Origin of the sequence: Hydrogenophaga sp. NFH-34 (assembly GCF_021401345.1) — a bacterium.
GTDB lineage: Bacteria > Pseudomonadota > Gammaproteobacteria > Burkholderiales > Burkholderiaceae_C > Hydrogenophaga > Hydrogenophaga electricum.
The window spans coordinates 174646-194967 of the sequence record NZ_JACBGE010000002.1 but is presented as its reverse complement, the minus strand read 5'-3'; the positions used below and the strand labels follow the sequence as shown (position 1 = coordinate 194967).

Below are 20322 nucleotides of genomic sequence, written 5' to 3'. Positions count from 1 at the left end.
CCATCACTCAAGGAGCTTTCATGAATCTGCCCCGTTTTATCCAGATCCACACCCTGCACAACTACCCCGGCGCACTGCTGAACCGCGACGACGCAGGTCTGGCGAAGCGTTTGCCCTATGGTGATGCCATACGCACGCGCATTTCGTCTCAGTGTTTGAAGCGCCACTGGCGGGTGGCTGAGGACCATTTCTCGCTGGCGAGCCTGGGTGTGCCCATGGCCGTCCGCTCCAGGGTGACACTGGACTTGATCCGAAGAAGGTTGATGGAGGGCGGTCTTTCCGAAGCCTTGGCACAGGCGGCCGGCGAAGGTCTGCGAGACGCAGGTCTTTTGGACAAGGGCGGGAAAGAATCAAAGGGCAAAGACGCGCTTGAAACCGGGCAAGCCGTTTTGATGGGCTACGCGGAGATTGACTACTTGGTCAAACGCTGCGCGGAGCTGGCACAGGAAAACACTGAGGCCAAAGTGCTCAAGTCCGCCATCGCCAAGTTTTTGAAGGACGAGAAGAAGAACATCGAAGCACTGAAACACGGCAGTGGACTGGAGTCCGCCCTGTTCGGTCGCATGGTCACTTCTGACGTACTGGCCAGTCGCGATGCCGCCGTGTACGTGGCCCACGCCTTCACGGTGCACGAAGCCCAAGTCGAGAACGACTACTTCACCGTGGTGGACGACCTGCAGCGCGAAGCAGGTGAGTTGGGTTCCGCAGGCATCTTTGATACCGAACTGGCATCCGGCCTGTACTACGGTTACGTGGTGGTGGACGTGCCGCAACTGATTGCCAACCTGGAGGGTGAAGCAGCCAAAGACTGGGCCACTTTGCCCACCGAAAAGCGAGAGCTTGCTGGTCGCGTGGTGCAGCACCTGTTGCACCTGATCGCCACGGTCAGCCCTGGCGCCAAGCGTGGATCGACCGCACCGTTTGACTGGGCCAAGTTCATGTTGGTGGAAGTGGGCGACTGGCAACCACGCAGCCTCGCAGGTGCATTCCAGAATGCCTTGCCGACGGACCACGCAGCGCTACGAGAGGCCGCTGTGCAGATGCTGGCAGACGAAATCGGCAAGCTGGACGGGGCCTATGGGGCTACGCTGGATCGGCGCTTCCTGGCCTTGGACAAAGTGACCGTTCCCAACGCCGAGCGCCTGCCCCTCAATGACCTTGCAACGTGGGTGCAAGCCTACATCACCCAAGGCGCAGCGCCAGCGCAGGCGGCCTGATATGGCGCGCTATTTGCTGATCAGGTTGTCGTCCCCGCTCATAGCGTTTGGGGGCGAGACCATTGATAACTACGGTGTCATTCGCGACTTCCCTGCTCTTTCCATGGTCACGGGGTTGATCGCCAATGCCCTGGGCTGGGATCGGGGCGACGATGTGCCGCACAACCGGTTGCAAGAGCGGTTGCGATTGGGTACCCGATTGGAGGCACAAACGCAGAAGCTGCGGGAGTATCAAACGGCAGAGCTGTTTGAAGATGACGCCGGCTGGACAACGTTTGGGCAACCAGAGGGGCGTGCGAAGAGTCCTAGCTATTCGATGGCAAAAAGCGGGCGTAAGTCTTTGACGCTCCAGCGTTACCGCGACTACCACGCCGACCTCACGGCCCTTCTTGCTTTGCGGCTTGATCCTGCTGACGAGTCGCCCACGCTGGATGAAGTAGCCCAAGCGATGGACCGGCCCCAGCGTCCTCTCTTCATCGGACGCAAACCTTGTCTGCCCGTGGGGCGGTTGGTGGCCGGGTGGATCGACGCGGATACGGTTTTGCAAGCCCTGCAATTTGCGCCTTTGGTCAGTGGGCAGCAGGGATTGCGAGCCCAGTGGCCAGATGGCGAAGGGCAACTACCGGGTGACCGTTTGGTGGATGTGTGCGATGAACGCAATTGGACCAGTGGCGTCCACGGCGGCTGGCGCCCTGTGCGCGAAGGGCTCATCCGATACGCAGGGAGCATGTCATGAGCGTTGAACCTCTCTATCTTCTGCACACCAGACCCGATCCGCAGCGACTGGCTGCATGGGCTGCGCACCATCGGCTGTTGGACGCTCAAGGCGATTTGGGCTATGCGTTTCACGCGCTGTTGCGAGCGGCCTTCGGTGAACACGCGCCGCAGCCATTTCGTTACCTGGATGTCGAGCAGGGTTTGCTGGCTTACTCCAAATTGAACGCTACCGAACTCGCCCAACTGGCTGCCTTGGCGGAGCCTGACGTTGCGGCTGCATTGGGTCTTGGTGAGACTCAGCACCACAGGGGCATGAGCGTGCGGTCGTTTCCAACGGAATGGGCCGAAGGGCACGTGCTTGGGTTCGAGGTGCGTGTGCGCCCCATCATTCGCGAAGGGAAGACAGGTCGCGAGAGAGATGCCTTTTTGGTTGCGGTGGAGAAGGCTGGTGATGGCGGACCGAATCGGGGCGAGGTGTATGTGCAATGGCTGCGCGATCTGTTGACACGGCAGGGCGGCGCAGAGCAGGTGGATGCCCACGTGACGAGTTACAGGCAGTTGGGAGTAACGCGTAGGAGCCAGAAAACGGGCGCAGGCGATGCGCGCCACAGCCGCGTTGTCGATGGACCTGACGCCATACTGGCGGGCCACTTGAGAGTGGCCGACCCGCAGGCGTTCGCAAGGTTGCTGGCGCAAGGTGTAGGGCGACACCGCTCTTTTGGTTTTGGCTTGTTGCTGCTGCGTCCTGCCAGAAGCTGAGCCGGCGAGGTTTCCAAAGTGCTGAAAGGACGTCTTGGGTTGGAAACGGCCCGATTTCCGCACGCAGACCGCCATGGGCTGCTATGGCTGGAACGTGGTGAGTTGTGCGTCGTCGACGGGTGTCTGCACTTCGTGCGGGGCAACGAGACCTTGACTCCGCGTGCAGATCAGATTCCCCACCAATCGGTGTCCATGATCTTGCTGGGGCCGGGCAGCAGCGTGACACACGACGCATTGCGACTGCTCGCCCGCCACGGCACCTTGATGGCAGCCGTTGGATCGGACGGTGTGCGCGCATACACCGCACCTCCGCTGATGCCGGATCGTTCAGATGTCGCACGGCGACAGGCAGAGCTGTGGGGTAATCCGCGTCGGCGGGTGAGTGTCGCGCGGCATATGTATGCCTTGCGGCTTGGCGAGGTTCTACCCCATCGCGATCTGGACACGCTGCGAGGCATCGAGGGCTCTCGCGTCAAGGTCATGTACAAGCTGATCGCCGACAGACACGGCATTGAGTGGAATGGTCGCCACTACGACCGTGCCGACCCAACGGCCGCCGACATTCCCAATCAGGCTCTGAACCACGCCGCCACTGCCGTACAAGCAGCGGCGGCGATTGCCGTTCAGTCACTGGCGGCGCTTCCCCCTCTCGGCTTCATTCATGAGGATTCGGGACAGTCGTTTGTGCTGGACATTGCTGACCTGTTTCGCGAGACGGTCACGTTGCAGATTGCCTTCTCGGCAGCGAAGAGGGTGGCCGAAGGGGCCGAGGAAACGGTTGACCGGTTGGTTCGCCGCGAGGCGGCACAGGTGTTTCGCAAACAGCAGGTCATCCCGTCGATGATCGACAAGATCAAGCAGGTGCTGCGCATGGAGGAGATCGATGGCGCTGGTGATGATCGTGACACGTGATGTCGCCGACCGTTTCCACGGCTTTCTCGCATCCGTGATGTTGGAGGTGGCTCCCAAAGTGTTTGTCGCACCCCGAATGAACAAGGGTGTGCGGGAGCGCACGTGGGGTGTTGTCTCCGATTGGCACGGCCAGGAGCCGAGAGGCAGCTTGGTAATGGTTTGGCGTGATCTGAACGAGGTCGGTGGCATTGGCCTTGCTCACCTCGGAACTCCCTCTCGTGAGTTGGTGGAGCTGGACGGCATGTGGGTGACTCGTCTCGGCAGACCAGAAAACGCTCTTTAATAATCCGAATGTGATTCGTTGTTTTCTCTTACGCCTCAACAAGTTGGGTGTGAGAGGTTCCCCCGCGCGAGCGGGGATAGGCCCTTCCTGCAGCCCGATTTGCCGGGCTTTGAGCCGGTTCCCCCGCGCGAGCGGGGATAGGCCCCACCCCAGGCGCTGCTGGTGGGTTTTGATCTCGGTTCCCCCGCGCGAGCGGGGATAGGCCCTGATCGACCATCCCCATCATTCCTCTTTCCTTGGTTCCCCCGCGCGAGCGGGGATAGGCCGAAGGCACCACCACCGCCACCACCGCCGACCCCGGTTCCCCCGCGCGAGCGGGGATAGGCCCCCTGACGTGATCGTCAAGATTCCGAGGCCGAAGGTTCCCCCGCGCGAGCGGGGATAGGCCGCGGAGCGCCGCCGCCGGCTGTGGGGTGTGTCAGGTTCCCCCGCGCGAGCGGGGATAGGCCCAGCAGGTCGCTGGTCAGCATCTCACCGGCCACGGTTCCCCCGCGCGAGCGGGGATAGGCCCGACGGATAGACCTTGCAGCTGTTGAAACACAAGGTTCCCCCGCGCGAGCGGGGATAGGCCCAAGCGCCAGTACCTGTACGACCTGACCGGCAAGGTTCCCCCGCGCGAGCGGGGATAGGCCCCGGCCACACCAGATCGCAGCCCGCCACCTCGCGGTTCCCCCGCGCGAGCGGGGATAGGCCCTGATGGGGCGTGCGGGTCTTGCCTGTGCTTTCGGTTCCCCCGCGCGAGCGGGGATAGGCCCTGTTGTTGCTGTGCAAGCCAGCCTGTCCTAGCGGTTCCCCCGCGCGAGCGGGGATAGGCCCGTGCACGTTCTGCGGGGCAACGCGAGCAAGAAGGTTCCCCCGCGCGAGCGGGGATAGGCCCAATTCGATATGACTCCGGGCGGCATGCAGAAGGGTTCCCCCGCGCGAGCGGGGATAGGCCCGCTTTCATGCTCGCGCAAGACTGCGGCCAGGTGGTTCCCCCGCGCGAGCGGGGATAGGCCCCGTGATGGCGCGCTGCTTGGTGAGCAGCTGCTGGTTCCCCCGCGCGAGCGGGGATAGGCCCGGCAGCACCAGCGTGCCAGCAGGCAGGCGCACGGTTCCCCCGCGCGAGCGGGGATAGGCCCAGTAAGCAGTGCCTCAAGTGCGGCCACGTGAAGGTTCCCCCGCGCGAGCGGGGATAGGCCCCTCACCACCGACTACGGCGCCACCGACCCTGAGGTTCCCCCGCGCGAGCGGGGATAGGCCCTCACCGCCCTTATATCCGTCGGCCGTATACATGGTTCCCCCGCGCGAGCGGGGATAGGCCCGCGTGCGCCAGGTGCGCCAGGAAGGTTGGACAGGTTCCCCCGCGCGAGCGGGGATAGGCCCAACGCTTGGCCAGCCGTGGGCGATCAGATAGCGGTTCCCCCGCGCGAGCGGGGATAGGCCCGTCGTGCTTTGGTCTGGCCGCATCCGGCGGTGGGTTCCCCCGCGCGAGCGGGGATAGGCCCGCCACCCCCACGCTCACCGCGTGGAAAACGCCGGTTCCCCCGCGCGAGCGGGGATAGGCCCCAGCTTACTGACGTGAGCAAGGCCCTGGAGCAGGTTCCCCCGCGCGAGCGGGGATAGGCCCCTCAAGGCACAGCTCAAGACCGGCTGGCACTGGGTTCCCCCGCGCGAGCGGGGATAGGCCCGTTGATGTGAATGACGGAGAGGGCCTCGCGGCGGTTCCCCCGCGCGAGCGGGGATAGGCCCAAAACGCGAATCCACAAGTCCGCGCTGGGCGAGGTTCCCCCGCGCGAGCGGGGATAGGCCCTGTGCATTCGCCAATCGGCACCGTTGCCGCTGGGTTCCCCCGCGCGAGCGGGGATAGGCCCCCCCAGCAGGCACACAAAGCCATCGCTGAGCAGGTTCCCCCGCGCGAGCGGGGATAGGCCCTTGCACCGAGCCGCACCGGGTCAAACGATGTCGGTTCCCCCGCGCGAGCGGGGATAGGCCCCAAGACGATTTCGCGGACCAGATAGTCCGTGAGGTTCCCCCGCGCGAGCGGGGATAGGCCCTGCTCGCGGGCTTCGTGTTCGATGGAGGTCAGGGTTCCCCCGCGCGAGCGGGGATAGGCCCTGCTTGATGCCCTCGACGATCAGCGCGGTGCCGGTTCCCCCGCGCGAGCGGGGATAGGCACCGCATCTACCGCGTGGTCGCGCTCATGGACCAGGTTCCCCCGCGCGAGCGGGGATAGGCCCAAAAAACCCGCCGAAGCGGGTTGGGTGGGGTGGGTTCCCCCGCGCGAGCGGGGATAGGCCCTCGGAGGTCAGCGCGCGGGCGTGGTCGTAGGTGGTTCCCCCGCGCGAGCGGGGATAGGCCCGAGCTGGAAGTGGCGACCACGATCCGCAAGGAGGTTCCCCCGCGCGAGCGGGGATAGGCCTCAGGCAGCCGCCTCGGCTGTCTCGGGCACGGCGGTTCCCCCGCGCGAGCGGGGATAGGCCGTGATCGGGCACGCCGGCCCGCCAATACCGAGCGGTTCCCCCGCGCGAGCGGGGATAGGCCCCGGCTGTACGTGTTTGCAAAAAACTGCACCAAGGTTCCCCCGCGCGAGCGGGGATAGGCCCGATGATCGGGGTCTATCTGCGGGCAACTGGAAGGGTTCCCCCGCGCGAGCGGGGATAGGCCCGTTGTCGTCTACTCGACCCCGACCCCCGCTCAGGTTCCCCCGCGCGAGCGGGGATAGGCCCAACCCGGGCACGGTGACCGTAAAAACCGATGCGGTTCCCCCGCGCGAGCGGGGATAGGCCCTACGTCGGCAAGCAGGCCAGCATCAAAGTCGTGGTTCCCCCGCGCGAGCGGGGATAGGCCCAGCATCACAGCTCCCTCCAGTAGGCGGCGGCGGGTTCCCCCGCGCGAGCGGGGATAGGCCCGAAGCGCGGCCAGCCGGCGCACCCCAACACACGGTTCCCCCGCGCGAGCGGGGATAGGTCCTACATCCATCGGCCTGGCGGGCGAATGTCCCAGGTTCCCCCGCGCGAGCGGGGATAGGCCCTTGGCAAGGCGCCCGGGCAGCTTTGCGCCTTCGGTTCCCCCGCGCGAGCGGGGATAGGCCGTGATCGCATCCCTAAGACGGGGAGATACATTGGGTTCCCCCGCGCGAGCGGGGATAGGCCCTGCAGCGGTACGACGACGTCGTGCCCTGTGCCGGTTCCCCCGCGCGAGCGGGGATAGGCCCGTGTACAGGACGTCAAGCCGGCCATCCCTGACGGTTCCCCCGCGCGAGCGGGGATAGGCCCCAGAGCACCGAGAAGATCGTCGCGGCCATCGAGGTTCCCCCGCGCGAGCGGGGATAGGCCCAGATCCAGCCTCCATCGCTGCGCTCACCCCTCGGTTCCCCCGCGCGAGCGGGGATAGGCCCTGCGCCAGGATGCTGTTGAGCGCCGTCCCTGCGGTTCCCCCGCGCGAGCGGGGATAGGCCCACATGCAGTGCACCGCCGCCGTGAGCGTCTATGGTTCCCCCGCGCGAGCGGGGATAGGCCCCGGCTCAACGAAACGGCCGTCGCGTACACGATGGTTCCCCCGCGCGAGCGGGGATAGGCCGTTATCTCTTTAGGTACAACCAATATATTTGTGGGTTCCCCCGCGCGAGCGGGGATAGGCCCGCGCCTGGCAGGCGCACGCCGGCCGCGTCGCGGGTTCCCCCGCGCGAGCGGGGATAGGCCCGCCCGTGCAGACGTGTCCACGCCGCCCGGCAAGGTTCCCCCGCGCGAGCGGGGATAGGCCCGCCTGAACGAAACCCCCACCGGAGCACCCATCGGTTCCCCCGCGCGAGCGGGGATAGGCCGCAGCAGTGGAAAAGCTGCGTGCAGTTCTGTGCGGTTCCCCCGCGCGAGCGGGGATAGGCCCCAGCAGGCTCACGGGAAGGGCAAAGGCATCAAGGTTCCCCCGCGCGAGCGGGGATAGGCCCGCCTATGGCATCAACTACGGCAGCACCACCGTGGTTCCCCCGCGCGAGCGGGGATAGGCCCCCGAGCGATCTGTCCGAGTCTGTGCATCGTTTGGTTCCCCCGCGCGAGCGGGGATAGGCCCACCACGCTGACTTCCAGCGCACTGGCGTGGGAGGTTCCCCCGCGCGAGCGGGGATAGGCCGCAGGGCAAGAGCGCGAAGGGCTCGGGCACGCTGGTTCCCCCGCGCGAGCGGGGATAGGCCCTCCGACGCCTTCGTGATGTGGGGCGCGCAGTTGGTTCCCCCGCGCGAGCGGGGATAGGCCCAGTCGGCCATGCGCCAGCTCGCCACCGTGCAAGGTTCCCCCGCGCGAGCGGGGATAGGCCGCCACCGACTCCCCAATCGAGCGGGCCCGGCGCGGTTCCCCCGCGCGAGCGGGGATAGGCCCTACCAGCAGGCCATGCACGCCACGGCGGTAGAGGTTCCCCCGCGCGAGCGGGGATAGGCCCATCTGATCGTGTCGGGTTTCTCCATTCCGGTCGGTTCCCCCGCGCGAGCGGGGATAGGCCCGTGGGCAAGAAACTGAGAAACAGGGTGGCAGCGCTGACGCGTGGCACGCAAGACTTGGCCGCCACGTTGCGCGCGTTGCCTGATGCGGGTGACCTGGATGTGCTGCATGGCCTGGAGGGTGAAGCGGCGCGCCAGTACTTTGATCGACAGCCCTTGTTGGTCAAGGCGGATTTGCGGTCGGTGTTTTCCATGGACGGGCGAACGCGACGGGCGTTGTGGTGGCTTTTCAGGAGCGCAAGCAGGAGGAGGTTCAACACCCGGTGTTGAAGCAGGCGCTGCCGCTCGGTCTGGTGCCCTTGGTGCAGGCGCGACTGATGGCGCGGGCGATCTGGCTGGAAAGTGACGAATCCGGGCTGGTCACCGGGTATCTGCCGTTTCTGGTGTGGTGAGGTGTTGGCGTGCTGGTGATCGTTTGTTATGACGTGAGCACCGAGACCGCAACTGGCCGGCGCCGGCTGAGGCGGGTGGCCAAAGTCTGCGAGAGCACGGGGCAGCGGGTCCAGAAATCTGTGTTCGAGTGCCGGGTCGAGCTGTCTGGCTTCGAAGAGCTGGAGCGAAAGCTGCTGGCCGAGATCGAACCGACGCAGGACTGCTTGCGGCTATACCGTGTCCCGGATGTTCGGGGCGCCGAAATGCGCGAACACGGGCATTTCAAGGCGGTGGATTTCGACGGTCCGCTCGTGCTTTGAGCTGGTGATGGCCGTGTCGGCCGCTTATCATGACTGCGCGAACCTGAAGTGCCGGACGGTGCCTTGGAAGGTTCGCGCACCTCGTATTCCATTGATTTCTTGAATGTTTTCCTCACTTGCTGTTTTGGGCGAAGCGATTTTTCAGCGTTACCGTTTGCGGTTCGTGCAGAGTCTGAAAAATCTGGTGATGGATCAAGTTGATGGATGCGAAGGGCTCGCCCGTCAGCAATGACGGGCGTGGATTGAAACCTGAGTTCGTCGCCCGGTGAACGGGAGCGCAGAGCGGGCTCGCCCGTCAGGAATGACTGCGTGGATCGAAAGCTTGAGATTGGTTTGACTTTTGTTGAGTTGTAGCCCTTTTTGTGTTGCGGGAGACAGCATTTGGAATGGCATGCCGCTGGGATAAATGCAGCACGTCCAAAAGTCATACCGCGCTCTTCAATGGGGTCACCAAGAATAAGCACAACCATTTCGTTCATCGTCTGCGTGGGTGAACTTTCAGGTTTCAAATTGGATCACCACAGCTTTCCCACCCCCAAACAGGAGATGACCACCATGCTCAACGAATCGCAGACTCAGGATCTTTCCGCCCTGCTGCCCGGCCTGTCGACCGAGGCCGGTCCCTCCCGCCGCACCGCGCTCAAGGCCGCGCTGGGCGTGGGTTATGCGGCCTCCACGTTGCCGACGTTGGCGCAGACGGCGATCAAGACCCCGGCCGACGGCCTCACGGTCGGCGAGGTGATGATCGACGTGAACGGCTTTTCCATGCCGGCCTACCGCGCCGCGCCGGCGGGCAAGACCGGGTTGCCGGTGGTGCTGGTGTTGTCGGAGATCTTCGGGGTGCACGAATACATCGCCGACACCGCGCGCCGTTTCGCCCGGGCCGGCTATCTGGCCATTGCGCCGGAGCTGTTCGTGCGCCAGGGCGACGCGCAGGGGTATGGCGAGATGGCCAAGCTCATCGCCGAGGTGATCTCCAAGGTGCCCGACGCGCAGGTGATCGGCGATCTGGACGCCACCGTGAAATGGGCGGCGGCCCATGGCGGCGACACCCGGAAGCTGGGTGTGACGGGCTTCTGCTGGGGTGGGCGTCAGACGTGGCTGTACGCGGCGCACAACCCGGCGGTGAAGGCCGGCGTGGCCTGGTATGGCCGCCTGGTGGGGGCACAGAACGACCTGACGCCGCGCAACCCCATCGACGTGGCGGCGCAGCTCCATGGCCCGGTGCTGGGCCTCTACGGCGAGGCCGACACAGGGATTCCGCTGGACTCCGTTGATAAGATGAAGGCTGCGCTGGCGGCCGGCAATGCGGCGGCCAAGGCGTCGACCTTTGTGGTGTACCCCGAGGCTCCCCATGCCTTCCACGCGGACTACCGGCCGAGCTACCGCCAGGCGGCCGCCGAAGACGGCTGGAAGCGTGCACTGGCCTGGTTCCAGCAGCACGGCGTGGCCTGAACCGGGCCGGAGCCTCTCTGTCACAGGGCCGCGGGAGCGGCCCTTTTTTTGTGGATGGAAACAACAAGATGACCCTGTTTGCGATCCTGCTGGGCACGGTGGCCGCCGGCGTTGGCAGTGTGTGGCTGGCGGCGGTGCTGGGGTTCGCGATGCTGGCGCGCTTCACCCAGCACATGCTCAGCCTGGCGGCGGGGGCCTTGATGGCCACGGCATTCATGCACCTGCTGCCCGAGGCGTTCGAGAGCGCGGCGGGTGCGCACGAGCTGTTTGCGCTGTTGCTGGCAGGGCTGGTGTTTTTCTTCTTGCTGGACAAGGCCGAACTCTGGCACCACGGCCATGAGCACGGCCAGGCCGGGATGGCGGCCGACGCCGGGCTCGGCGGTCATGACCATCACCATCCCGCCGCGGGTCACCACCACCATCACGCGGGGCATCACCACCACGCACAGGCCGAAGGGGGCCTGCGCTCGGGCGGCTGGACGGTGCTGGCCGGCGACAGCGTGCACGCCTTCGGCGACGGCATCCTGATCGCCTCGGCGTTCCTGGCGGACATGCGGCTGGGCGTGGTGGCGGCGCTGGCGGTGCTGGCGCACGAGGTGCCGCACCACATGGGTGACCTGGCGGTCCTGCGTGCGACCTCGGGCACGCAGCGCGCGGCCTTGCTCAAGGTGTCGCTGGCCGGTACCGTGACGGCGCTGGGTGGGGTCACGGGGTACTTTCTGCTGTCGCAGTTTGCCGACTGGCTGCCGTACTTCCTGGTCGCCGCGTCGAGCAGCTTCATCTACGTTGCACTGGCCGACCTGATCCCGCAACTGCAAAAACGCCTGAGCCTGGGGCAGACGGTGGCCCAGGTGCTGTGGCTGGTGGCCGGCATCGGGCTGGTGACCCTGGTCAGCCGCTTCGCCCACCACGCGCACTGAAGCACCCGGCCTGCCGGATGCGCCCTTGCGGCGCCTTCAGCCGTCAATGCCAGGCCGGCCGAAGGAAAACCGAAAGGTCGCACCGGCGCCGACGGCGCCCTGGGCCTGGATTTCACCGCCGTGCCGCTCGATGATGCGGCGCACCGTGGCCAGCCCGATGCCCGTGCCCTCGAACTCCTGTGGTGAGTGCAGGCGGGTGAAGGGCTTGAACAAGCGGTCGGCGCGCGACATGTCGAAGCCGGCTCCGTTGTCGCGGATGTAGAACTGCGGCACGGCGGTGTCGGCCGCGTCTGGCGTGGCTGCCAGCAGACCGAGCTCGATCATGGCATCAGGCTGCTGGCGCGAGTATTTCCAGGCGTTGCCCAGCAGGTTTTCCAGCACGATCTGCGCCATGCGGGGGTCGCAGTTGGCACGCAGGCCTGGGGCGATGCAGATGCGCACCTCGCGGGTCGGGTCGCGATCGCGCTCGCGGCGGATCACGCTTTCGGCCAGGTCTGTGAGGTCGGTGTCCATGCGCTGGAGCTGCCCCTGGCTGACCCGGGCCAGCGACAGCAGATCGGTGATCAGGCTGCCCATGCGGGTCACGGAATCCTGCACCCGCTGCATGAGGTCGTGGTCGTCCGGCTGCAGGCGGTCATCGAGCTGTTCCTGCAGCAGGTGCATGAAGCCGTCGATGGCGCGCAGGGGCGACTTCAGATCGTGCGAGACGGTGTAGGCGAAGGCGTCGAGCTCGCGATTGAGGTAATGCAACTGCGCGGTTCGTTCGGCCACGCGCTGCTCCAGCGTTCCGTGCAGCGACGCGATTTCGCGGTCACGCCGCAGCCGCTGAAGCTCGGCGGTGCAACGGCTGCCGAAGATGGTCAGCAGGGAGGGCAGGTCGTGCTGGCGCGGCGGACGATCTCGCCAGACCGCCATCAGCAGACCGACCGGCGCGCCGTCGTCATCCCGCAGGGGCATTCCCGCGAACGCGCGAAGGGGGGCGTGGCGGAACGGGGCGACCAGCGGCATCGGGCCGGGCTCGGGGATTTCGTGCTGCAGGAGCCGGTGCTGTTGCAGGGTCTGCTCGCACAGCGTGAAGTGCAGCGGGTGCTCCTGCGGCGGCAGCAGCTGGCCTTGCCAGATCGTGGCCAGGGTGCGCAGCCGGCGGTGCTGGCCGACTTCGCCGACCATCACGCCGTCGGCACCGATGGCGCGGGCCAGGTGCTCCACCAACGACCGGAAAAAGGCTTCCCCCACTTCTTCCGAGACCCCCTGGGCCACGTTGAGCAGGATGGCTTCGCGGCGCTTTTCTTCGGCCACGTTGAGGGTGAAGGAAAGGATGCAGGGTTCGCCATCGAGTTCGATCTTTTCCGCCCAGACCTTCACGTCGACCACCTCGCCCGCCTTGGTGCGCATGCGGGTCTCGTAGCCGGCCAGCCGCCCGTCGTGCAGCAACTGGGCCACGTAGCGGTCACGGTCTTCGCGCGATGGCCACACGCCGGCCTCCAGCGCATTGCGGCCCGCAAAGTCGGCCTGGGTCCAGCCCAGCACCCGCTCGTTGGCCGGGTTGACCTCGACGAACTGGCCGTCCGACAGGCGCGTGATCGTCATCCCCAGGGGGCTGAAGTTGAAGGCTTTGGAGAAGCGGTCACGGGATTGTTCGAGTTCGCGCCGCGAGGCCACTTCGGCCGTCACGTCGATCACCATCACCATGACGAGGTCCTCGTCGCCCGGACGCACCACCTCGGCATGCACTTTGGCGTCGAACAGGGAGCCGTCTTTGCGCCGGCCTTGTGCCTGCATGCCTCGCACGCGCCCGCTGGCGTGCAGCGCCGCCCGAAAGGCCTGCCGGTCTGGCGGGTGATGCCACAGCGTCGGTGGGGTCTGGTGCAGCAGTTCGCTGCGCGGGTAGCCGAACATCTGGATGAAGGCCTCGTTGGCTTCCACCAGAGTGCGAGAGGCCAGCACCTGGACCGCACAGGCCGCCGGGTTGTTGCGGAACAGCGCCTGCAGGCGCGCCTGGCTGGCCTTCAGCTCGTCCTGCGTCCGGATGACTTCTTCGAGGGCCCGGTTCTGGGCCTGGAACGCGTGGATCATGCGGCGGCGTCCGAAACTCACGGCCACGAGCAGGCTCAGCAGCACCGCCGCCTGCGTGACCCAGACCGCCCACCCGGTGTCCATATCCGTCACCGGCAGCAGGCCCCGGTTTTCCATCAGGTTGAGGGCGCCCAGCAGGGCGATGGCCAGCGCAGCGCACAACAGCATGCTGCGCCGTGGCAGGAAGGTGCCGGCGCCGACGACCGCGGCCAGCATCACCAGTGAGGCCGAGCTGCGCACCGAGCCCTGGGCGGCGATGGCAGCGCCCGAGGCCAGCACCAGCACATAGACCAGCAGGTTGGCCACGCGCTGGCGCTGGCCGTAGTGATAGAGCCCCAGGAGCAGCCAGACGGCAGCGGTGAGCGCCATGGCCACCAGCGACAGCGGCGTCAGACCTTCACGGGCGAAAACGCTGCCGGTGACCAGTGGGCTCGACAGCGCGATGCCCAGCAGCAGCACGAACAGCGACCGCTCCTGATACTGCCGGATGCCGGGTGGCTGCTCGGCGGTCAGCGGGGCGCCATCGTCCGGTGGCAAGGTCATGGCGCCGTCTCCGGGCCGGGGGTGTCGGGCGCGCTCAGCGTGAACCGGAACTCGGCACCCCGGCCCGGTTCGGCGCAGGCACTGATGGTGCCGCCATGGCGCTCGACCGCACGGCGCACGGTGGCCAGGCCGATGCCGGTGCCCTCAAAGCCGCTGCCGGGCCTGTGCAGGCGCTGGAACGGTTTGAAAAGTTTGTCGGCATACGCCATGTTGAATCCGGTGCCGTTGTCGCGCACCACAAAAACCGGCGCACCCCCGTCGGCGGGAAGCTCGCTGTGGAATTCGATCAGCGGTTGCGGCTGGTCCCGGGTGTACTTCACCGCGTTGCCGAGCAGGTTTTCGAGGGCAATGCGTATCAGGCGCGGATCGCAGTGCGCCTGCAGGCCCGGGGCGATCCGCCACTGGAGCATGCGTTGGGGTTGTCGTTCCTGCTCATGCTCCAGCACCTCCTGGGCCATGGCGCTCAGGTCCACCGGTTGGCGCTCCAGCGCGCCCTGGCTGATGCGTGCCAGTGCCAGCAGGTCGGCGATCAGCATGCCCATGCGCTGGGTGGCTCCGAGCACGCGATCGAGCAACTGGCGCTCTTCAGGCGTGGCCTTTTCGGCCAGCAGGTCGTTGAGCACGCGGGTGAAGCCGTCGATGGCCCGCAGCGGCGACTTCAGGTCGTGCGAGACGGAATAGGCGAAGGAGTCGAGTTCGTCGTTGAGCTTCTGCAGTTCTGCCGTGCGCTCGAGCACCCGCTGTTCGAGCGTGGCGTTGAGCTGGCGGACTTCGCGTTCACGGCGGGCCCGCAGCAACTCCGCGGTGGCCCGGCCGGCAAAGATGGACATCAGCGTCTGACGCTGGGCGTCCAGCGCCATGGGGGCTTTCCACAGGGCGTGCAGGATGCCGATGGGCTGGCCGTCTTCGTCGAACAGGCCCTGGCCCACATAGGCCTTGAAGCCGTGGCCTTTGAGCTCGGCGTCGTTGGGGAACAGCAGGTCCACGTCGCGGGCGAAGATGCACAGGGAGGGGTGGCGCATGGCCTGTTCGCAGGGGGTCCCGGCCAGCAGGTAGCTGTAGTCCGGGGCCCGCGCGCCGTCGGCGTAGACGGCCAGGGTACGCATCCATTGGTCGTCGGTCGTTTCCGCCAGGCCGGCCATGTCGGCGCCCAGCGCTTGGGCCATGTGGCGTGTCAGGCTGTCGAACAGGGCTTCACCGGTGTGGCCGGCCATGCCGCGCGCCAGCTCGCTCAGCAGCGCTTCGCGCCGCTTTTCTTCGCTGACGTTGACGGTGCAGGAAAGCACGCAGGGTTCGCCGTCGATGTCGATGATTTCCGCCCACAGGCGCGAATCGACCAGCCGGCCGTCTTTGTGCCGCATGCGCGTTTCGTAGCCGTGTACGTGACCGTCACGCCGCAGCCGGGCCACAAAGGCGGCGCGGTCTTCGGGCGTGGGCCACACGCCCATTTCCACGGAGGTCTTGCCCAGCAGTTCGTCTCGCGGTCGGCCCTGGACTTTGTCTTCGGCCCGGTTGACTTCGATGAACTGACCGTCCGACAGGCGGGTGACGGTCATGTTCAGCGGGCTGAAGTTGAAGGCCTTGGAAAAGCGTTCTTCGGAGCGGCGCAACTGTTCCATCGCCGCGTTCTGCGCGGTCACGTCGTCGACCGTGGTGATGATGAGCTGGTCGCTGCGGGCGTCACCCAACTCAGAGGAAATCACGGCTTCAAAGGTGCTGCCATCGGCTCGTCGGCAGTGCACGGCCACTTTCTCGGTGCGGCGCTCGTGCCAGAGGCGGTGGAGGTAGGCTTCGCGGTGTTCCGGTTCTGCCCACAGGAAGGCGTCGTCATGCCCCAGCACTTGTGACCGCTTGTAGCCGAAATGGCGTTCGAAGGCCGGGTTGACGTCGAGAATGCGGCCAGTCCGGGCCGATTGGGCCACCAGCGGGCTCGGGCTGTTGCGGAAGATGCGGGCAAACCGGCTCATGCTGCGATCGCGCTGGCGTTCGCTCGCCCGACGCGCTTCCAGCTCGGTGCTCAGCCGGTGCAGCGCCTGGTCGTTCTGGCGCCGCGCGTAGAAGACCACCAGGGCGACGACCATGGTGGTTGCCCCGTGTGTGAGCAAGGTGTTGAGGGTGATGGTGAGCGACTCGACGCGGATGTGGCCGTGCCATTCGGCCAGCGTGAGCAGCGCCATGGCCCCGAGCGCGAAACACACGGCCGCGACCAGGGCCCGTCGACTGAGAAAGATGCCGGCTCCGGCCACAGCGGCCACCATGGCGCTGGTCGAGGCCGAACGCAGTGAGCCGTAAGCCACGGCGTCCAGCATGGCGGCCAGTTGTGTGCCGAAGACGAGCACGTGAACGACATAGCGCCGGTAGCCCAGATGCAGCAGGGCCACACAGGCCCAGGCCAACACTGCGATGAGCCCCGGAGCGGCGGCATCGATCGGTTTTTGCGCGTACAGAAGGGGGACCAGTGCCGAGCTGAACACCCCCACCACGAGGGCGATCAGGCGCTCGGTGTCGGCGTGCAGATGGCGCGCGGGAACGGCCGGAGTGCGGGGGAATAATTTCAAGTTGCGCGCCAGTGAACGGAAGGGCAAGCCGGGCGCCGCCGTCTCAGTGCTTGAGAGGAGTATCGGCGGATGCGGCAGGGGGTTGAGCCTGGCTGCTGGCACAGGGGGCGCCGGGGGTGGTGCACCACTCGCTCCAACTGCCCGCGTACAGGCTGCCGGTACCCAGGCCCGCCACCGCCATGGCCAACACGTTCGGGATGGCGCTGACGCCGCTGCCGCAGTGGTGAACCACCGTTTCCGGTGCGCGGGCACCCAGCAGGGCAAGAAATTCCGCGCGCAGGACCTCGGCCGGTTTGAAACGGCCATCCGGGCCCAGGTTGCTCGGGAACGGCCGGTTGAGGGCGCCGGGGATGTGGCCGGCCACCGGGTCCAGCGGCTCGGTTTCGCCACGGAAGCGCGGCGCGCCCCGGGCATCCAGCACGGTCGTGTCGGCGCGGCCCAGCCGGGCCATCAGTTCGCTGGTGGTGACCATCGGGACCAGCGGTGCGCGCAGCCCGTAGGGTTGGCTGGCGGGGGCTACAGGGTCTGCCGGGCCGCTGCGGGTGGCTAAGCCTTGCGCAACCCAGGCCTGCAAACCGCCGTCGAGCACCGCCACGGCCGTATGCCCGCACCAGCGGAGCATCCACCACAGGCGTCCGCAGTAGTTGGCACCCTGGCGGTCGTAAACCACCACCTGCATGTCGGGTCGCACGCCGGCGGCGCCGAGACGGTTCGCAAAGGCTTCGCGCGCAGGCAGCGGGTGCCGACCACCGCTGGCGGTATCGCGGCCATGCATCTCGCTCAGCATCTCGTTCAGGTGCGCGTGGGTGGCACCCGGGATGTGTTGCGTCAGAAACTGATGGTGGCCGGCGTCGGGATCGGTCAGTTCGAAGCTGCAGTCGAACAGGCGCAGCGGTTCGCCGCTGGCAATGAGCTGCTGCAGTTGGGCAGGGGTGATGAGGGTCTGGTACATGGCTGCATTCTGTCGCAGTCGCGGGCAGGCGGCCATCACCCGCCTGGGCGGGGCTCAGGGCCGCTTCAGGTCAATGCTCTTCGGCCGGTGCATTGGGCACAGCGCGCTCGCGCAGGGCCGTGGCGGCAATGCCGCTGACGATGATCAGCGCCATGCCGAGCCAGCCGATCAGGGGCAGTCGGTCGCCGAACAGCGTCAGGCCGTAAATGCCGCCGAATACGATGCCCGAGTACTGCAGGTTGGCCACGACCATGGTCGAGCCGCGGGTGTAGGCCCGTGTCATGCAGAGCTGGCCGAAGACGGCCAGGAGGCCGATCGGCAGCAACCACAGCGCAGCCGGCCAGGTCAAGGGCGAGATGCCGGCCACCGCCGTGCCCAGCAGGCCGGCGATCACCGACGCCACCGAAAAATAGAAGACGGTGCGGCTCTCCGGTTCGCCGGCCCGGGCCAGTGCGGCCACCTGCAGGTAGGCAAGTGCGGAGAAGAGTCCCGAGAACAGCCCGACGAGGGCCCCCAGAAACTGATCGGGGCCCAGCGTGGGGCGCAGCATCATGGCGACACCGATGAAGCCGGCGATCACCGCCAGGAACAGCGGAGACTGGCGGCGTACCGGCATGCCGAAACCTTGCGTGATGATGGTGCCACCGAGCAGGAAGGCGGCGATCCAGACGCTGCTCATGTAGTTGAGCGTGACGGCGGTGGCCAGCGGCAGGTGGGCGATGGCGTAGAACCAACTGGTCAGCGCGATGGTGCCCACCAGGCTGCGCCACGCGTGCATCATCGGATAGCGGGTGCGCAGCGAGATGCCCCGGGCGCGGGTCAGACCCAGCAGGAGGACCATGCCGATCAGCCCGCGGTAGGCCACAATTTCGAAGCTGTTGAAGTGTGGCGACGCGAATTTGATGCACACCGCCATGGACGCGAAGAAAAATGCGCCCAGCAACATCCACAAAGCCTGCATGATGAAAAAGTCCGGTGAAGCGGTGTGGATGACGGGGTGTCTGGCCTGGGCCACCGCGGAACCGGCTTGGCCGGGCCGCAGGTGGCGCCCCTCAGGCGGCGGGGGGGAAGCTCATCTTCTCCCGGTACCACTCATGGAAGTGCTGCATGCCGTCTTCCATGGGGCTCTGGTACGGCCCGACCTCGTTGTCGCCGCGCACCAGCAAGGCCTTGCGGCCGGCATCCATGCGCTCGGCAATCTCGTCGTCCTCGATACAGGTCTCCATGTAGGCGGCGCGTTGCGCCTCCACGAACTCCGGTTCGAAGGCGACGATCTCTTCGGGGTAATAGAACTCCACCAGGTTCAGCGTCTTGTCGACCGCCAGCGGGTGCAGTGTCGACACCGTGAGCACGTGCGGATACCACTCCACCATGATGTGGGGGTAATAGGTCAGCCAGATGGCGCCGTGCGCCGGCAATTCGCCGTTGCGGAACTTCATCAGCACCTCGTGCCAGCGCTGGTAGGCGGGGCTGCCTGACTGGGCCAGCAGGTTCTGCACGCCCACGGTCTGCACCGAAAACTCGGGCTTGAATTCCCACTTCAGGTCGTCGCAGGTCACGAAGTTGCCCAGACCCGGGTGGAAGGGCTCGACGTGGTAGTCCTCCAGATAGACCTCGATGAAGGTCTTCCAGTTGTAGTGGCAGATGTGAGACTCGACGTGGCCGAGCACCATGCCGTCGAAATTGAGCGTGGCGGCAGGGCCCATGCCCGCCAGATCGGCGGCGATGTCGCGGCCGTTGTCTTCGAACAGCAGGCCGTTCCATTCGCGCAGCGGGTAGCGCTTGAGGTCCAGGCAGGGGTCCTGCGAAAAGTGCGGGGCACCCAGCAGATTGCCAAGCCGGGTGCCGGCGCTCTGGCCGCCGTTGTAGGTCCAGCGGTGCAGCGGACACACAATGTGCCCGCCCGCATGGCCGCTGGCGTTCTGGCCGAGGTTGCCTCGGCCTTTGAGCATCACGGCCTGCCGGTGGCGGCACACGTTGGAGACCAGTTCCACCCCCCGGGCGGTGCGCACGAGCGCACGGCCTTCATCTTCCTGGGGCAGGGCGAAGTAGTCGCCCAGTTCGGGAACGGCGTTGGAGTGCCCCACATAGCGGGGCCCGCGCTGAAAGATCGTTTCAAGTTCCTGGCGGAACAATGCCTCGTCGAAGTAGCTGGAAACCGGAAGTTGGCTTGCGGCCTGCTGCAATTGAAGACTCAAATCAGACATGACGGTCCTGACCTAAAGACTCCCCCTATGAAGGGGCAGGGTGAAGCGCTTAACGAGTGAACGATCGGCGCGGGATGGGTGGGTGGGTTCGTCCCTCCGGGCTGTAAGGCCCGTCAGTTGAAAAAAAGACCGGCGATTGTACCCCGGGGCTCCCATTGAAGGCCTGGCGCAGCGTGGGTTTTTGCGATGCGGGATGCGCAGGGGCAGCAGTTAAAATCTTTCACTTTGCGGCGCGCCTGGCGGCTGTGCCGGGGCGCTGGCCGACGCGCTGCGCCGGGACCCCAACCGTCTCCCGATGACCACTTCCTCTCCTTCCAAAACACCGCGTTCCCGGGCCGCCCCGCCCGCGGCCAGCTACGAGGCCGCTCTCCAGGAACTGGAGCAACTCGTGGCCGATCTGGACGCCGGGCAATTGCCCCTGGACCAGTTGCTCGGCCGTTACCAGCGGGGGGCCGAACTGCTGGCGTTCTGCCGCGAGCGTCTGGACGCCGTGGAGAACCAGATCAAGGTGCTCGACGACGGGCAGCTCAAACCCTGGGATGCTGCGTGAGTGCCGT

Annotated in this window: 17 protein-coding genes and 1 CRISPR repeat array; of the genes, 12 read left to right on the top strand and 5 right to left on the bottom strand. The window is 66.4% G+C overall.

What is annotated here, in order from left to right; all coding sequences use genetic code 11:
* The first annotated feature begins 20 nt into the window (after positions 1 to 20).
* The 11 genes from cas7e (at position 21) to L0977_RS02770 (ending at position 11429) form a co-directional block, all read left to right on the top strand.
* A complete protein-coding gene (gene cas7e, locus L0977_RS02810; RefSeq protein WP_234263187.1) occupies positions 21 to 1217 on the top strand; it encodes a type I-E CRISPR-associated protein Cas7/Cse4/CasC in 1197 nt (398 codons plus the stop codon).
* Position 1218: 1 nt separating this feature from the next.
* Complete coding sequence (gene cas5e, locus L0977_RS02805; protein WP_234263185.1) at positions 1219 to 1953, top strand: type I-E CRISPR-associated protein Cas5/CasD; 735 nt, start codon at positions 1219 to 1221, stop codon at positions 1951 to 1953.
* Positions 1950 to 2693, top strand: a complete 744-nt coding sequence (cas6e, locus tag L0977_RS02800) for a type I-E CRISPR-associated protein Cas6/Cse3/CasE (RefSeq protein WP_234263183.1) — start codon at positions 1950 to 1952, stop codon at positions 2691 to 2693. The genes cas5e and cas6e overlap by 4 nt, the downstream gene beginning before the upstream one ends.
* Before the next feature lie 18 nt (positions 2694 to 2711).
* Positions 2712 to 3605: a type I-E CRISPR-associated endonuclease Cas1e gene (gene cas1e, locus L0977_RS02795; RefSeq protein ID WP_234263182.1), complete on the top strand. Its 894-nt coding sequence runs from the start codon at positions 2712 to 2714 to the stop codon at positions 3603 to 3605.
* Entirely contained in the window at positions 3577 to 3888 is a 312-nt protein-coding gene (gene cas2e / locus L0977_RS02790) for a type I-E CRISPR-associated endoribonuclease Cas2e (RefSeq protein ID WP_234263180.1), read from the top strand. The genes cas1e and cas2e overlap by 29 nt, the downstream gene beginning before the upstream one ends.
* A gap of 55 nt (positions 3889 to 3943) precedes the next feature.
* Positions 3944 to 8365: direct repeats of the CRISPR family, unit length 29 nt; unit sequence GGTTCCCCCGCGCGAGCGGGGATAGGCCC.
* A complete protein-coding gene (locus L0977_RS02785) occupies positions 8366 to 8632 on the top strand; it encodes a CRISPR-associated endonuclease Cas1 (protein ID WP_234263179.1) in 267 nt (88 codons plus the stop codon).
* Entirely contained in the window at positions 8629 to 8754 is a 126-nt protein-coding gene (locus L0977_RS25390) for a hypothetical protein (protein ID WP_267966306.1), read from the top strand. Before L0977_RS02785 ends, L0977_RS25390 begins: the two co-directional genes overlap by 4 nt.
* Positions 8755 to 8763: 9 nt before the next feature.
* Complete coding sequence (gene cas2, locus L0977_RS02780) at positions 8764 to 9054, top strand: CRISPR-associated endonuclease Cas2 (protein ID WP_234263178.1); 291 nt, start codon at positions 8764 to 8766, stop codon at positions 9052 to 9054.
* Between the two features lie 103 nt (positions 9055 to 9157).
* Positions 9158 to 9286, top strand: a complete 129-nt coding sequence (locus L0977_RS25385; RefSeq protein WP_267966305.1) for a hypothetical protein — start codon at positions 9158 to 9160, stop codon at positions 9284 to 9286.
* A 323-nt stretch (positions 9287 to 9609) separates the two neighbouring features.
* A complete protein-coding gene (locus tag L0977_RS02775; protein ID WP_234263177.1) occupies positions 9610 to 10509 on the top strand; it encodes a dienelactone hydrolase family protein in 900 nt (299 codons plus the stop codon).
* Positions 10510 to 10577: 68 nt separating this feature from the next.
* Positions 10578 to 11429, top strand: coding sequence for a ZIP family metal transporter (locus tag L0977_RS02770; RefSeq protein ID WP_234263176.1), 852 nt, complete (start codon positions 10578 to 10580; stop codon positions 11427 to 11429).
* A gap of 36 nt (positions 11430 to 11465) precedes the next feature.
* On the opposite strand, the gene L0977_RS02765 is transcribed toward L0977_RS02770, so the two are convergent.
* From L0977_RS02765 to L0977_RS02745, 5 genes are all read right to left on the bottom strand, one after another.
* A complete protein-coding gene (locus tag L0977_RS02765; RefSeq protein WP_234263175.1) occupies positions 11466 to 14048 on the bottom strand; it encodes a PAS domain-containing sensor histidine kinase in 2583 nt (860 codons plus the stop codon).
* Positions 14045 to 16606, bottom strand: coding sequence for a PAS domain-containing sensor histidine kinase (locus tag L0977_RS02760; protein WP_234263174.1), 2562 nt, complete (start codon positions 16604 to 16606; stop codon positions 14045 to 14047). Before L0977_RS02760 ends, L0977_RS02765 begins: the two co-directional genes overlap by 4 nt.
* A 43-nt stretch (positions 16607 to 16649) precedes the next feature.
* Positions 16650 to 17558 carry a sulfurtransferase gene (locus tag L0977_RS02755; protein WP_234263173.1) on the bottom strand — a complete coding sequence of 303 codons (909 nt, stop codon included), beginning with the start codon at positions 17556 to 17558 and terminating at the stop codon, positions 16650 to 16652.
* A 70-nt stretch (positions 17559 to 17628) separates the two neighbouring features.
* Positions 17629 to 18519 (bottom strand): DMT family transporter, encoded by an 891-nt coding sequence (locus tag L0977_RS02750; RefSeq protein WP_234263171.1) that lies wholly within the window; start codon positions 18517 to 18519, stop codon positions 17629 to 17631.
* 91 nt (positions 18520 to 18610) lie between these two features.
* Positions 18611 to 19765: an aromatic ring-hydroxylating oxygenase subunit alpha gene (locus L0977_RS02745; protein ID WP_234263170.1), complete on the bottom strand. Its 1155-nt coding sequence runs from the start codon at positions 19763 to 19765 to the stop codon at positions 18611 to 18613.
* A gap of 295 nt (positions 19766 to 20060) precedes the next feature.
* On the opposite strand from L0977_RS02745, the gene xseB reads away from it, so the two are divergent.
* Complete coding sequence (gene xseB / locus L0977_RS02740; protein WP_234263168.1) at positions 20061 to 20315, top strand: exodeoxyribonuclease VII small subunit; 255 nt, start codon at positions 20061 to 20063, stop codon at positions 20313 to 20315.
* The last annotated feature ends 7 nt before the right edge of the window (positions 20316 to 20322 follow it).

What these genes read in the sequence shown, in the direction of transcription:
- cas7e (WP_234263187.1), top strand. Translation starts at nt 21, where the DNA reads ATGAATCTGCCCCGTTTTATCCAGATCCACACCCTGCACAACTACCCC.
- cas5e (WP_234263185.1), top strand. Translation starts at nt 1,219, where the DNA reads ATGGCGCGCTATTTGCTGATCAGGTTGTCGTCCCCGCTCATAGCGTTT.
- cas6e (WP_234263183.1), top strand. Translation starts at nt 1,950, where the DNA reads ATGAGCGTTGAACCTCTCTATCTTCTGCACACCAGACCCGATCCGCAG.
- cas2e (WP_234263180.1), top strand. Translation starts at nt 3,577, where the DNA reads ATGGCGCTGGTGATGATCGTGACACGTGATGTCGCCGACCGTTTCCAC.
- L0977_RS25385 (WP_267966305.1), top strand. Translation starts at nt 9,158, where the DNA reads ATGTTTTCCTCACTTGCTGTTTTGGGCGAAGCGATTTTTCAGCGTTAC.
- L0977_RS02775 (WP_234263177.1), top strand. Translation starts at nt 9,610, where the DNA reads ATGCTCAACGAATCGCAGACTCAGGATCTTTCCGCCCTGCTGCCCGGC.
- L0977_RS02770 (WP_234263176.1), top strand. Translation starts at nt 10,578, where the DNA reads ATGACCCTGTTTGCGATCCTGCTGGGCACGGTGGCCGCCGGCGTTGGC.
- L0977_RS02765 (WP_234263175.1), bottom strand. Translation starts at nt 14,048, where the DNA reads ATGACCTTGCCACCGGACGATGGCGCCCCGCTGACCGCCGAGCAGCCA.
- L0977_RS02755 (WP_234263173.1), bottom strand. Translation starts at nt 17,558, where the DNA reads ATGTACCAGACCCTCATCACCCCTGCCCAACTGCAGCAGCTCATTGCC.
- L0977_RS02750 (WP_234263171.1), bottom strand. Translation starts at nt 18,519, where the DNA reads ATGCAGGCTTTGTGGATGTTGCTGGGCGCATTTTTCTTCGCGTCCATG.
- L0977_RS02745 (WP_234263170.1), bottom strand. Translation starts at nt 19,765, where the DNA reads ATGTCTGATTTGAGTCTTCAATTGCAGCAGGCCGCAAGCCAACTTCCG.
- xseB (WP_234263168.1), top strand. Translation starts at nt 20,061, where the DNA reads ATGACCACTTCCTCTCCTTCCAAAACACCGCGTTCCCGGGCCGCCCCG.